This window comes from Pseudomonas oleovorans subsp. oleovorans, assembly GCF_002197815.1.
GTDB classification, from domain to species: domain Bacteria; phylum Pseudomonadota; class Gammaproteobacteria; order Pseudomonadales; family Pseudomonadaceae; genus Aquipseudomonas; species Aquipseudomonas oleovorans.
This window is the reverse complement of sequence record NZ_NIUB01000006.1, coordinates 44,092-56,538: the sequence shown is the minus strand read 5'-3', so window position 1 is coordinate 56,538 and position 12,447 is coordinate 44,092. Positions and strand designations below refer to the sequence as shown.

Below are 12,447 nucleotides of genomic sequence, written 5' to 3'. Positions count from 1 at the left end.
GCGAGCTACGCGGCAGTACTGATCTTGGAGAAGGAATTGCTAGGGAAGCCGCCATCTGTAGGAGCGGGCTCTGCTTGCGAGCAGGGCTCGCCCCTACGCGTTTCATCCCATAGCCAAGGAGATCCGGCCGATGTGGTTCAACAACGCGACTCGCAACCTGGCCAGCGAACTTAACCAATGGCTCGACAGCCTGCTCGCCCAGCGACCGCAGGACACCAGCCGCCCGCACTTGCAGCGCCAGCCGCAGCTGCTCGGCAGCCTGCAGCGCCTGCAACACGACTGGACGGAGCTGCAGCGCATTCGCCAGCACGCCGAGCAACTACCGCCGGCGCCCTGCAGTACCGAGCAATACGCCGCCCTGCAACAGCGCCTGGCGCAGGCCGAACAGCAATGCGCCCTGCTCGAGGACGAGCTGCAGGCCAGCCGCCAGCAGTTCGAAACCCTCACCGCCGAGCGTGCGCACTGGAACGAGGAACGTCAGGTCTGGGACCTGACCAAACGCACCCTGACCGAAGGCTGCTGGGCGATGAACGTGGTGAACGGCGACCCCGACCACCCGCAGAACCTGATCCGCTGGTCTGCGCAGTTCCGCGAACTGATCGGCTACAGCCAGGCGGAATTTCCCGATGGCTGGGACAGCTACTTCAAGGTGGTCAACCCGGACGACCTCAAACAGGTCATGCAGGCCTTCAGCGCCTCGATGCTGGACAAGAGCGACGATGGTTTCTACGCCGTGGAGTACCGCATGCGCCACAAGACCCGTGGCGAGCTGTGGTTCCGCGAACGCGGCCGCTGCCTGCGCGATGCGCAAGGCAAGCTGCTCTATGTCACCGGTGCGGTGCGCGAAATCAGCGACGAGAAAACCGCCGCCAGCATGCACGAACGCGAGCAGGCCAACATCCACAGCACCTACGGGCAGATCGCCCAGGTCGCCGGGGTGATCAAGGGCATTGCCGAACAGACCAACCTGCTCGCCCTCAACGCGGCCATCGAAGCGGCCCGCGCCGGCGAGCAGGGCCGCGGCTTCGCCGTGGTCGCCGACGAGGTGCGCAATCTGGCCAGGCGCACCCAGGACTCGGTGCAACAGATCCAGGCCATGTTGCAGCAGAAGCGCTGAAACACGACCCAACTTCAGGCATATCACAGGCTGTACGGGCAGAAACGGGGCATCTTTTTCGCCGCGCTCGCCGCCACCGCCCCGTCACTCAGGGGCGGCACGCGCAAAGCGTTCTGGCACAGGGATTGCCTATTCATGCAGAGAACTTTTTATAACTACAGATAAACACCAAGGGCCTGCGGGCGCACATTCCAATAAAAACTGCCAACACCGCTTTATCACCACGAATTCGTCTCGAGGATCGACTGATGGAAGAGCAGAAAACCCCCACTCTGGAGGAGCTGCAGGCTCTGATAGAGATGACCAACACCCTGAGTATGGAAATATTCTACTGGTGGTGTATCGCCCTGATGGTCTGCATTCATGCCGGCTTCCTGTCCTACGAAATCGGCGCATCGCGCCTGAAGAATGCCCTGGCGGCCGGGGTGAAGAATATCCTCGCGTTCGGCTTCATCATCCCCAGCGTGTTCCTGCTCGGCTGGGCGGTATACAACGCCTTCCCGGACGGCATCGTGCCACGCATGGATGCCTTCCTCGCCGGCATGCCCTGGAGCGAATCCATGGGGCCGAACATCCAGGACAACGCCACCGGCATCTTCTGGGCGGCCTTCGCCATGTTCGCCGCCACCACCGGCTCGATTCTCTCCGGCGCGCTGATCGAGCGGGCGCGGATGAGCGCCTTCATCATCCTCACCATCGTCCTCGGCGGCTTCCTCTGGCTGGTCGCTGCCGCCTGGGGCTGGCACCCGGAAGGCTGGCTGACCGTCAAGTGGGGCTACCATGACGTCGGTGCCGCCGGCGTGGTGCACATGATCGCCGGCTTCTTCGCCCTGGCCGTGGTGATCAACCTCGGCGCACGGATCGGCCGCTTCAACCCGGACGGCAGCGCCAACGCCATCGTCGGCCACAGCATGCCGATGAGCGTGGTCGGCCTGATGCTGATCATCGTCGGCTTCTTCGGCTTCCTCGGCGGCTGCATCATCTACAACGCAGGCGCCCAGTGGATCAACATCTACGGTCAGCCGACCACCCTCTCGGCCTTCGCCTTCAACACCCTGATGGGCTTCGCCGGCGGTCTGATCGGCGCTTACCTGACCACCCGCGAGCCGTTCTGGATGATGTCCGGCGGCCTGGTCGGGATCATCTCCGTGGCACCGGGCCTGGACCTCTACCACCCCGGCCTGGCCTACCTGATCGGCATGGGCGTCGCTGCCACCGCGCCGCTGGTCAACAACCTGTTGCTCAAGTTCCGCCTCGACGACGCGGTCGGAGCCTTCGCCGTACACGGCTTCGGCGGCTTTGCCGGCCTGGTGATCAGCGGCATCTTCCTGGCCGGCTACCCGAACGTGAACGGCATGGCGCCGATCAGCTTCCTCGGCCAACTCGGCGGCGCCGTGGTACTGGCAGCGCTGGGCTTCATCCCCGGCTACGTGCTGTCCTACGCCCTCAAGCAGTTCGGCATGCTGCGCGTACCGGCCCACGCCGAGGAACGCGGTCTCGACCTGACCGAGGTCCCGGCCCAGGCCTATCCGGAATGGAACTCGATGTACGGCCCGAGTACCAGCGTTGGCGGCGCCGCCCCGGCACCTGCCAGCCTGATCGGCGAAAGCAAACCGGCCTGACGGCCATGCCGCCTGCCGCCGCCCGGCGGCGGGCCCACCCCCAGGAGCATTGCCCATGAGCATCACTACCTTCGACGGCGCCAGCGCCGTCTTCACCTTCGCCGACAAGCCGGCGATCCTGGTCTTCATCAGCCTGCTGGTGGCTGGCGTCAGCCTCTACGCGCTGATCGCCACCATGATTCATGAGAAGCACAGCTACGCCCTACCGGACGACAAGCTGCCCAAACTCAAGTAAGCACTCCGGCCGGCAGTCCGCTGCCGGCTTTCCTCCTCCCCGCAGCAACTCCCGCCTCTAGCGCCTGACGCCTGCGCATCGAGCCGCACCCAGCAGCGGCACTCTGACCGCACCCGCGCCCCTCCTGCACCAGCGCTGCATTCTTCACCGCGTACTGCGCGTGCTCGAGTCTGCGCCGTTCACCCACACAGCACAGCCTGGCGACTCAAGCCAGACTGTGCTCTACCAGCACGGAGCAGACGCACGCCTGTCACGCCCGCCACTGTCCAGCGCCGTCGCTGCGGCGCACAGGAATCCCGCATTACCGTCCACAAGCGCAGAAACGCCGCGAGTCCGGAGAACCCGCGGCGCCTTGTGCGCAAGACCGGGCCGGATGACTCAGGCTATCGTGCCGGAAACCAGCTTGAGTCCCACCACACCGGCAAGGATGAGCCCCAGACAAGCCAGCCGCGCAGCGTCAGCCGGTTCGTCGAGATAGATGATGCCGTAGACGGCGGTGCCCAGTGCACCGATGCCGACCCACACGGCGTAGGCGGTGCCCACCGGCAGAGTGCGCACCGCCTGAGCCAGCAGATACAGACTAAGGGCGATGAAGAAGCCGCAATACAGGCTTGGCCACAGACGGGTAAACCCCTGAGTACGGGGAATCGCAGCGGCATAGCAGATCTCGCTGAGGCCGGCCAGAAGCAGGAAGCCCCAGCCGGCGGCATTGGCACTGAACAAGCTCATGAGCAACTCCCGCAGAAATGCAAACGCCCCGAACGCTGACGCGCCCGGGGCGAGCAAAGACCTCAGAACTGTTGGCCGGGAATCCAGCTGGTGCCCGCCAATGGCACACGGGCCATGGCGGCGGCTTCCACGGTCAGGGCCACCAGGTCCTCGGGGTCGAGGTTGTGCAGGTGCGATTTGCCGCAGGCGCGCGCCATGGTCTGCGCTTCCAGCACCAGCACGCGCAGGTAGTTGGCCAGGCGGCGGCCGCCTTCCACCGGGTCGAGGCGCTTGGACAATTCCGGGTCCTGGGTGGTGATACCGGCCGGGTCGCGGCCGTTCTGCCAGTCGTCGTAGTAGCCGGCGGCGGAACCGATCTTCTTCAGCTCGTCATCCAGACGCGGGTGATTGTCGCCCAGCGCCACCAGGGCAGCGGTGCCGATGGCCACGGCGTCGGCGCCCAGGGCCATGGCCTTGGCCACGTCGGCGCCGTTGCGAATGCCGCCGGAGACGATCAGTTGCACCTGGCGGTGCATGCCCATTTCCTGCAGGGCCTGCACGGCTTGCGGGATGGCCGGGAGGATGGGGATGCCGACGTGCTCGATGAACACTTCCTGGGTCGCCGCGGTGCCGCCCTGCATGCCGTCGAGGACGATCACGTCGGCGCCGGCCTTCACCGCCAGCTTGACGTCGTAGTAGGGGCGGCTGGCACCGATCTTCACGTAGATGGGTTTTTCCCAGTCGGTGATCTCGCGCAGCTCGGCGATCTTGATCGCCAGGTCGTCCGGGCCGGTCCAGTCCGGGTGGCGGCAGGCGGAGCGCTGGTCGACGCCGATCGGCAGGGTGCGCATGCCGGCGACCCGCTCGGTCACCTTCATGCCTAGCAGCATGCCGCCGCCGCCCGGCTTGGCGCCCTGGCCGAGGACGATCTCGATAGCGTCGGCCTTGCGCAGGTCGTCGGGGTTCATGCCGTAGCGCGACGGCAGGTACTGGTAGACCAGATGTTGCGACTGGCCGCGCTCTTCGGGGGTCATACCGCCATCCCCTGTCGTCGTACTGGTGCCGGCGATGCTGGCGCCGCGGCCGAGGGCTTCCTTGGCGTTGGCCGACAGCGCGCCGAAGCTCATGCCGGCGATGGTGACGGGGATTTTCAGGTGGATCGGCTTCTTGGCGAAGCGGGTGCCGAGTACCACGTCAGTGCCGCACTTTTCGCGGTAGCCTTCCAGCGGGTAGCGGGAGACGCTAGCACCGAGCAGCAGCAGGTCGTCGAAGTGCGGCACCTTGCGCTTGGTGCCACCGCCGCGAATGTCGTAGATGCCGGTTTCGGCGGCGCGCTGTATCTCCTGGATGGTCAAGCGGTCGAAGGTAGCGGACTCGCGCAGTACCGGGGTGTTGTGTTCGCTCATTGCAGATTCCTCGTCGGGGCGATGGTGCGCACAGCGCACCCTACGTCGTGTTGGTGCCCGCCTGAAGGGTACGCGGGGCCGCCAAGGCCGCACGCACCGTCCGGGTTCTGGGTTTGGTCAGTAAGCCGATGCGTTGTCGACCTTGAAGTTGTACAGCTGGCGCGCCGAGCCGTAGCGTTTGAAGCTGGCCGGATCCTCGGCGAAGCCGGCGCGGCCGAGCAGCTCGGCCAGCTCTTCGAAGTGTTCGGCGCGCATCTCCTTCTCGATGCAGTCCGAACCCAGCGATTTGACCGTGCCCTTGACGTAGATGCGGGTCTCGTACAGCGAGTCGCCGAGGGCGTCACCGGCATCGCCGCACACCACGAGTCTGCCCGCCTGGGCCATGAAGCAGCTCATATGGCCGATGCTGCCGCCAACCACGATGTCGACACCCTTCATGGAAATGCCGCAACGCGCGCCGGCGTCGCCTTCGATCACCAGCAGTCCGCCATGGGCGGTAGCGCCCGCGGCCTGGGACGCACTGCCCTTGACCCGCACCGAACCGCTCATCATGTTCTCCGCCACACCGACACCGACGTTGCCGTGCACGGTGATGCAGGCCTTCTGGTTCATGCCGGCGCAGTAGTAACCGGCGTGGCCCTGGATATCGATGCTCACGGCCTGGTTCACGCCAACGGCGAGGTTGTGTTTGCCGTCCGGATGGGTGACCAGCCATTCGCGGTCCTGTACGTCGCCGTGCAGGGCTTGGTTCAGCTCACGCACCGAGGCGCTGGAAAGGTCGATGGTTTTCATGCGCAGGCTCCTCAGGCACGTTCCCAGATGTACATGGTCGCCGGCTCCGGCTCCCACACTTTGGCGTTGTCGATGCCCGGCAGACTGGCCAGGGCCTGATACTCCGAGGCCATGGCCACGTAGTCGTCGGTTTCGGCGAGGATCGCCGGCTTGCAGGCGATGGGGTCGCGGATCACCGCGAAGCCGTTGCGGGTGCCGATGGCGAAGGTGAAGAAGCCGTCAAGGTCTTCCAGGGACTTGTCCAGGGCTTCCTTCAGGCTGTCGCCCTGCTGCAGGCGCCAGGTCAGGTAGCCGGCGGCCACCTCGGTGTCGTTCTCGGTCTCGAAGACGATGCCCTGGCGCTTGAGCTCCTGGCGCAGGCGGAAGTGGTTGGAGAGCGAGCCGTTGTGTACCAGGCAGAGGTCGGCGCCGGTGGAGAACGGGTGGCTGCCTTCCATGGTCACCGCGCTTTCGGTGGCCATACGGGTGTGGCCGATGATGTGGCTGCCTTTCATGTTCGCGAGGCCGAAGCGCTCAGAGATTTCCTTCGGCAGGCCCATGCCCTTGAGGATCTCGATGCTCTGGCCGGCGCTCATGATGCGCACGTCGGGGGCGAGGTCAGCGAGGGCGGCACGTACGCGCTCTTCATCGCAGTTGACCTTTAGCACCGCGGCGCTGGCGTTCTGGAACCAGTCCAGGGAGCAACCCAGGCGGCCTTCCAGCGATCCCATCAGGTGCTTCCAGCCGTAGTCGGCCTCGATGGCCTGCAGGGTCAGCTTGACCCAGCCGTCGGCCACTTCATCGCCGTAGATGGCGAAGCCGGCGCTGTCCGGACCACGGTCGGTCATGGCTTCGAGCATGGGTTCGAACAGTTTGCCGAGCTGGCCTTCCAGCTCGGGCTTCTTCAGGTAAAGACCTACGATTCCGCACATGGCGTGTCTCCTCGGGGCAGGTAAATGGGCGACGGGCTGTCAGAAAAATTCGGTGTAGCGCTGGATCTCCCAGTCGGAGACGTGGCGGCTGTACTCCACCCACTCCATGCGCTTCTGCTTGATGAATTCGTCGACGATTTCGGGGCCGAGCACCTCGCGGAACAGCGGGTCGGCTTCCAGGGCGTCGGTGGCTTCCTTGAGCGACTGCGGCAGGGTCTTGATGCCGCGCGCGGCGATCTCTTCGAGGCTCAGGTTGTAGAGGTTCTCGTTGCAGATGGTGTCCGGCTCCAGCTGACGGTCGATGCCGTCCAGGCCGGCGGCGATGATCGCGGCGGTGACCAGGTAGGGGTTGCAGCCGGCATCCGGCAGGCGGAACTCCAGGCGGCCGTAGGGCACGCGCACCATGGCCGAGCGGTTGTTGGCACCGAAGGCGATGAAGGCTGGCGCCCAGGTCGCACCGGACAGCGAGCGCCCCACCACCAGGCGCTTGTAGGAGTTGACCGTGGGCGCGGCAAAGGCGCACAGGGCCGGGCCGTGGGCCAGCAGGCCGGCGGCGAAGTGATAGGCCATTTTCGACAGGCCCATGCCGCTAGGGTCGTTCGGGTCGTGGAAGAGGTTCTTGTTGCTGGCGCTGGCGATGGACAGGTGGAAGTGCATGCCGTTGCCGGCGCGCTTCGGGTCAGGCTTGGGCATGAAGGAGCAGATCATGCCCATGTCGTTGGCGATCTCGCCGGCGGCCATGCGGAAGAAGGTGAAGCGGTCCGCCGATTCCATGGCGTCGCTGTAGGTGTAGTTGATCTCGAACTGGCCGTTCGCGTCCTCGTGGTCGATCTGGTAGATGTCGAAGCCCACCGGTTGCAGGGCTTCGGTCAGGCGCTCGAGGAATTCGCGGGAGCGCGACAGGCCTTTGTAGTCGTAGCAGGGCTTGTCCAGATTATCGGTGGCGTCCACCAGTTGTAGCTTGCCGTCAGCACCACGGCGGAACAGGCTGAATTCCGGCTCCAGTCCGGTGTTCAGGGTCCAGCCCTTGTCGGTCAGACGCTGGACCTGTTGTTGCAGCACGTAGCGGGTGTCGTACGCCCAGGGTTTGCCTTCCACATGTCCGATGCACACCACTCGGCCGTAGCCCGGCTGCCAGGGCACCGGGATCAGGGTGGAGAGGTCGCCACGGGCCATGAAGTCCGGCCCATGCGGTTCCATGCCCATGCCGCAGATGGCGAAACCGGCGAACCCGGCACCGTCCTCGGCCACCGCCTTGAGGCCGGAAATCGGCACGGACTTGGTCTTCGCGGCGCCGTGGATATCGACGAACTGGGCCAGCACGTACTTGATGCCGTGCTGATCGATGATGCGCTGCGTTTCAGTTGGCAACATGGGTCTTCACTCCTGGAAAAGGGCAAGGCGGTCGTTGGATGGCAGGCGATCGAAGACGGGGCGGCGCACGACTGCCACCGTAGTCCGGATCGTCTGAATGAGCAGGTAGCGGTCGGGCTTTTTCATTGAATTCCACACAGGAAACTTAGTTTCCCATCAGGAATGCAAGCAGCTTGCCAATCTGAAAGGCGCGCAGAGGAAGAACTCGGTTTGGCGCCGAGCTACTGTTTATATGGGAAAATCCTTTTCACTGTGGGAAAGTCCCGTGTCGCCATCCGGAGCGGGACGCCCGGACTCGCACTTTCTCAGTGCGAAATTTACTTTCTTGAACTGAAATCGTGCAGGACTCACCGCCCATGACCACCGAGATCCCTCCCCGCCTCCGCCTGGAGCAGTACCTGGGCATGCAGATCAAGCGTCAGCGCCAGGCGCAGGAACTGAAACTGGCGGACGTGGCCCGTATCGCCGGAATCAGCCAGGGCATGTTGAGCAAGATCGAGAACGCCCAGGTCTCCACCAGCCTGGATACCTTGAGCCGTCTCTGCGACGTGCTCGGCATGCCCATGTCCAAACTGTTCAGCCAGTACGACCAACCCGACGGCAGCGCCATCCTGGTCAAGGCCGGCGAGGGCATGGAGGTGGTTCGCCGCGGCACCGAGAAGGGCCACACCTACCACCTGCTCAACCACACTCGTGGACCGAAGAAGAACTTCGAGGCCTACATGGTGAGCATGGACGACGCCAGCGAGGAGTTCCCCACCTTCGCTCACCCCGGCACCGAGTTCCTCCACCTGCTGGAGGGCGAGCTGGTCTATCGCCACGGTAACCAGCTCTACCACCTGCAGGCCGGCGACAGCCTGACCTTCGACGGCGACATCCCGCACGGCCCGGAGCAACTGCTGCAGGTGCCGATCCGCCTGCTGTCGGTGATGAACTACGGCAACGAGTAAGGCCCGTTTCCCCCACAGGGTGCGCCCGGTAACGCCATTCCGGTGCGCATGGCGCACCCTACCCCTCTGTTTCCCGCCACGCCGTAGGGTGCGCCGCGCGCACCGTTCTGCACTCCATCGCTAACGCGACAAGAGTTTCCTGCCAAGATAAAAATTTTCCCATCAAGCTAGACCTGCAGCTTCGCTTCGCCTATAAAAGCGCATCAGGAAACTTTTTTTCCCAGCAGTAATAAACATTCATAGATGAAGTTTCGCTTCACCCACGAAATTTTCCACTTTTGCACTGAGCTGCCGCCCAACAATCGAGGACCAAACATGCAACACGCCACCGACCATTTCATCATCAAGATCAGTTGCCCGGCAGCCTCGGGCATCGTTGCGGCGGTCACCACCTATCTGGCGGACAGGGGTTGCTACATCAGCGAGATGTCGCAGTTCGACGACGAGACCAGCGGCCGTTTCTTCATGCGCGCGGTGTTTCGCTTCAACGACCGCTACGAAGGCGATATCGACGAAGTCGAGCAAGGCTTCGTGGCCGTGGCCCAGCGTTTCGACATGGAATGGGCGCTGCACAGCACCGCCCAGCCCATGCGCGTGCTGCTGATGGTGAGCAAGTACGATCACTGCCTGGTGGACCTGCTCTATCGTCACCACAAGGGCGAGCTGGACATGCAGATCACCGCCATCGTCTCCAACCACCTCGAGCTGCGGCCCATGGCCGAGCGCGAGGGCATCCGCTTCATCTACCTGCCGGTGACCAAGGACAGCAAGGCCCAGCAGGAAGCGGCGCTGATGAGGATCGTCGACGAGACCCAGACCGAGCTGGTGGTGCTGGCCCGCTACATGCAGATCCTTTCCGACGATCTGTGCAAGCAGCTCTCGGGCCGCGCCATCAACATCCACCATTCCTTCCTGCCCGGCTTCAAGGGCGCCAAACCCTACCACCAGGCCTACGAGCGCGGCGTGAAGCTGATCGGCGCCACCGCGCACTACGTCACCTCGGACCTCGACGAAGGCCCGATCATCGAGCAGGAAGTGCAGCGCGTGGACCACGCCTACCTGCCCGACGATCTGGTGGCCATCGGCCGTGATACCGAGACCGTGGCCCTGTCCAAGGCGGTGAAATACCACCTGGAGCATCGGGTCTTCCTCAATGGCGAGCGCACGGTGATCTTCCGATGAACACACAAGCCCCCATCAAGCTGATCGACGGCAAGGCCGCCGCCGCCCGCGTGCTGGCCGAAGTGACCGAGGATGTGCGCGCCCTGAAAGCGGCCGGCATCGTCCCGGCCCTGGCCGTGGTGCTGGTCGGCGACGACCCGGCCAGCCAGGTCTACGTGCGCAACAAGGTGCTGCGAGCCGAGGAGTGCGGCATCCGCTCGCTGGAATTCAAGTTGCCGGCCGATACCGCCGAAGCCAGGCTGCTGGCGCTGATCGCCGAGCTGAATGCCGATGCGTCGCTGCACGGCATCCTGGTGCAGTTGCCGCTGCCGGCACACATCGACGAGCACCGCGTGTTGCAGACCGTCAGCCCGTTGAAGGACGTCGACGGTTTCCATGCCGAGAACGTCGGTGGGCTCAGCCAGGGCCGTGAGGTGCTCACCCCCTGCACCCCGGCCGGGTGCCTGCGCCTGTTGCAGGACAGCTGCGGCGACCTGACCGGCAAGCACGCGGTGGTCATCGGCCGCTCCAATATCGTCGGCAAGCCCATGGCCGCCCTGCTGCTCAAGGCCCACTGCTCGGTGACCGTGGTGCATTCGCGCAGCGCCAACCTGCGCGAGCTGTGCCGCCAGGCCGACATCGTCGTCGCCGCCGTTGGCCGCCCGCGCTTGGTCGATGCCGAATGGCTCAAGCCCGGCGCCGTGGTGATCGACGTCGGCATCAACCGCATCGAGGAAGGCGGCCGCTCGCGGCTGGTGGGCGATGTCGATTTCGACTCGGCCCTGCCGCAGGTTTCGGCCATCACCCCGGTCCCTGGCGGCGTCGGCCCGATGACCATCGCCTACCTGATGAAAAATACCCTGGTCGCCGCGCGCCTGCAGCAGCCGGCCCCGTCCACCCTTGCCCAGCGCGCGGAGGCAGCATGCCCTTCAATCTCCTGAAATACGGCCTGAGCTCCGACTACCCGGTGGAGGTGGATTTGCCGCCACCCTGCGAACTCAAGCCGTCCTACGACGTGGTCATCATCGGCGGCGGCGGCCATGGCCTGGCCATCGCCTACTACCTGGCCAAGTATCACGGCATCACCAATGTCGCGGTGCTGGAGAAGGCCTACCTCGGCGGCGGCAACACCGCGCGCAACACCGCGGTGATCCGCTCCAACTACCTCACCAGCGAGGGCGTGCGCTTCTACGCCGAGTCGGTGCGGCTGTTCAAGGAGCTGTCCAACGAGTTCGACTTCAACATCATGTATTCCGAGCGCGGCCAGCTCACTCTGGCCCACACGGACGCCACGGTGCGCGCCTTCCGCCAGCGCGCCGAGGTCAACAAGCACTTCGGCGGGCGCACCGAGATGATCGACCGCCAGCAGATCCGCGAGCTGGTGCCCACCCTCAACCTCGACCCCGGCCACCTGCCGGTGCTCGCCGGGCTCTGGCACATCGACGGCGCCACCGCCCGCCACGATGCCGTGGCCTGGGGCTACGCCAAGCAGGCGGCCAAGCGCGGCGTGGAAATCCACCAGCTCACCGAGGTGCAGGATCTGGTGATCGAAAACGGCCGCATCACCGCGGTGAAGACCAACCGCGGCACAGTGAAGTGCGGCTGCGCGGTGCAGGCCATCGCCGGCGCCAGCTCGCTGATGTTGAAGAAGGCCGGCATTCGCGCGCCGATCCACACCTACCCGCTGCAGGCCATGGTGACCCAGCCGTTCAAGCCCTTCCTCGATCCGCTGGTGAGTTCCTCCGCCCTGCACTGCTACGTGCAGCAGACCAGCCGCGGCGAGATCGTCTTCGGCGGCGGCTCCGACCCCTACCCGCTGTACAACACCCGCTCGACCCTGGACCTGAAGGAGAGCCTGCTGGCCCATGCCATCGAGATGTTCCCCTTCATGGCCAACGCCAAGCTGATGCGCCAGTGGGCCGGGATCACCGACATGACCCCGGACTACAGCCCGATCATGGGCCTGTCGCCGGTGGACAACTATTACCTCGACGCCGGCTGGGGCACCTGGGGCTTCAAGGCCACGCCCATCTGCGGCAAGACCATGGCCGAGCTGGTAGCCACGGGCGGCAAGGTGCCGGAGCTGATCCGCCCGTTCGCCCTGGCGCGTTTTTCCACTTTCCAGCAGGTCAACGAAATGGGCGCCACGGCGGCCAGTCACTAAAGGAGCG

General features: G+C 64.9%; 12 protein-coding genes. 7 read left to right on the top strand and 5 right to left on the bottom strand.

The window, feature by feature from the left end:
• The first annotated feature begins 130 nt into the window (after positions 1–130).
• The 3 genes from PSOLE_RS25020 (at position 131) to PSOLE_RS04990 (ending at position 2,974) form a co-directional block, all read left to right on the top strand.
• On the top strand, positions 131–1,117 hold the full coding sequence (locus PSOLE_RS25020; RefSeq protein WP_003118340.1) for a methyl-accepting chemotaxis protein: 987 nt from the start codon (positions 131–133) through the stop codon (positions 1,115–1,117).
• A gap of 248 nt (positions 1,118–1,365) precedes the next feature.
• Positions 1,366–2,739, top strand: a complete 1,374-nt coding sequence (locus PSOLE_RS04995; protein ID WP_003118339.1) for an ammonium transporter — start codon at positions 1,366–1,368, stop codon at positions 2,737–2,739.
• 55 nt (positions 2,740–2,794) lie between these two features.
• Positions 2,795–2,974, top strand: a complete 180-nt coding sequence (locus PSOLE_RS04990; RefSeq protein WP_003118338.1) for a hypothetical protein — start codon at positions 2,795–2,797, stop codon at positions 2,972–2,974.
• 378 nt (positions 2,975–3,352) lie between these two features.
• On the opposite strand, the gene PSOLE_RS04985 is transcribed toward PSOLE_RS04990, so the two are convergent.
• The 5 genes from PSOLE_RS04985 to glnT form a co-directional block, all read right to left on the bottom strand.
• Positions 3,353–3,703: a DMT family transporter gene (locus tag PSOLE_RS04985; protein ID WP_003118337.1), complete on the bottom strand. Its 351-nt coding sequence runs from the start codon at positions 3,701–3,703 to the stop codon at positions 3,353–3,355.
• Between the two features lie 62 nt (positions 3,704–3,765).
• Positions 3,766–5,088 (bottom strand): FMN-binding glutamate synthase family protein, encoded by a 1,323-nt coding sequence (locus PSOLE_RS04980; protein ID WP_003118336.1) that lies wholly within the window; start codon positions 5,086–5,088, stop codon positions 3,766–3,768.
• A 117-nt stretch (positions 5,089–5,205) separates the two neighbouring features.
• Positions 5,206–5,880 carry a GltB/FmdC/FwdC-like GXGXG domain-containing protein gene (locus PSOLE_RS04975; protein WP_074856549.1) on the bottom strand — a complete coding sequence of 225 codons (675 nt, stop codon included), beginning with the start codon at positions 5,878–5,880 and terminating at the stop codon, positions 5,206–5,208.
• A gap of 11 nt (positions 5,881–5,891) precedes the next feature.
• On the bottom strand, positions 5,892–6,791 hold the full coding sequence (locus tag PSOLE_RS04970; protein ID WP_074856552.1) for a class II glutamine amidotransferase: 900 nt from the start codon (positions 6,789–6,791) through the stop codon (positions 5,892–5,894).
• Between the two features lie 39 nt (positions 6,792–6,830).
• Positions 6,831–8,165 (bottom strand): type III glutamate--ammonia ligase, encoded by a 1,335-nt coding sequence (gene glnT / locus PSOLE_RS04965; RefSeq protein WP_003118333.1) that lies wholly within the window; start codon positions 8,163–8,165, stop codon positions 6,831–6,833.
• Positions 8,166–8,521: 356 nt separating this feature from the next.
• Here glnT and PSOLE_RS04960 point away from each other — a divergent pair, with 356 nt between their 5' ends.
• The 4 genes from PSOLE_RS04960 to PSOLE_RS04945 all read left to right on the top strand — a co-directional run bounded on the left by PSOLE_RS04960 (position 8,522) and on the right by PSOLE_RS04945 (position 12,440).
• Entirely contained in the window at positions 8,522–9,115 is a 594-nt protein-coding gene (locus PSOLE_RS04960) for a helix-turn-helix domain-containing protein (RefSeq protein WP_003118332.1), read from the top strand.
• A gap of 315 nt (positions 9,116–9,430) precedes the next feature.
• The gene (gene purU, locus PSOLE_RS04955) at positions 9,431–10,297 is read left to right on the top strand and encodes a formyltetrahydrofolate deformylase (RefSeq protein ID WP_074856591.1); all 867 of its coding nucleotides are present in this window, start codon (positions 9,431–9,433) and stop codon (positions 10,295–10,297) included.
• Positions 10,294–11,217 carry a bifunctional methylenetetrahydrofolate dehydrogenase/methenyltetrahydrofolate cyclohydrolase FolD gene (folD, locus tag PSOLE_RS04950; protein ID WP_074856555.1) on the top strand — a complete coding sequence of 308 codons (924 nt, stop codon included), beginning with the start codon at positions 10,294–10,296 and terminating at the stop codon, positions 11,215–11,217. The genes purU and folD overlap by 4 nt, the downstream gene beginning before the upstream one ends.
• Positions 11,199–12,440 (top strand): FAD-dependent oxidoreductase, encoded by a 1,242-nt coding sequence (locus PSOLE_RS04945; protein ID WP_074856558.1) that lies wholly within the window; start codon positions 11,199–11,201, stop codon positions 12,438–12,440. The genes folD and PSOLE_RS04945 overlap by 19 nt, the downstream gene beginning before the upstream one ends.
• Positions 12,441–12,447: the final 7 nt, after the last annotated feature.

What these genes read in the sequence shown, in the direction of transcription:
- PSOLE_RS04960 (WP_003118332.1), top strand. Translation starts at nt 8,522, where the DNA reads ATGACCACCGAGATCCCTCCCCGCCTCCGCCTGGAGCAGTACCTGGGC.
- purU (WP_074856591.1), top strand. Translation starts at nt 9,431, where the DNA reads ATGCAACACGCCACCGACCATTTCATCATCAAGATCAGTTGCCCGGCA.
- PSOLE_RS04990 (WP_003118338.1), top strand. Translation starts at nt 2,795, where the DNA reads ATGAGCATCACTACCTTCGACGGCGCCAGCGCCGTCTTCACCTTCGCC.
- folD (WP_074856555.1), top strand. Translation starts at nt 10,294, where the DNA reads ATGAACACACAAGCCCCCATCAAGCTGATCGACGGCAAGGCCGCCGCC.
- glnT (WP_003118333.1), bottom strand. Translation starts at nt 8,165, where the DNA reads ATGTTGCCAACTGAAACGCAGCGCATCATCGATCAGCACGGCATCAAG.
- PSOLE_RS04975 (WP_074856549.1), bottom strand. Translation starts at nt 5,880, where the DNA reads ATGAAAACCATCGACCTTTCCAGCGCCTCGGTGCGTGAGCTGAACCAA.
- PSOLE_RS04985 (WP_003118337.1), bottom strand. Translation starts at nt 3,703, where the DNA reads ATGAGCTTGTTCAGTGCCAATGCCGCCGGCTGGGGCTTCCTGCTTCTG.
- PSOLE_RS04995 (WP_003118339.1), top strand. Translation starts at nt 1,366, where the DNA reads ATGGAAGAGCAGAAAACCCCCACTCTGGAGGAGCTGCAGGCTCTGATA.
- PSOLE_RS04980 (WP_003118336.1), bottom strand. Translation starts at nt 5,088, where the DNA reads ATGAGCGAACACAACACCCCGGTACTGCGCGAGTCCGCTACCTTCGAC.
- PSOLE_RS25020 (WP_003118340.1), top strand. Translation starts at nt 131, where the DNA reads ATGTGGTTCAACAACGCGACTCGCAACCTGGCCAGCGAACTTAACCAA.
- PSOLE_RS04970 (WP_074856552.1), bottom strand. Translation starts at nt 6,791, where the DNA reads ATGTGCGGAATCGTAGGTCTTTACCTGAAGAAGCCCGAGCTGGAAGGC.
- PSOLE_RS04945 (WP_074856558.1), top strand. Translation starts at nt 11,199, where the DNA reads ATGCCCTTCAATCTCCTGAAATACGGCCTGAGCTCCGACTACCCGGTG.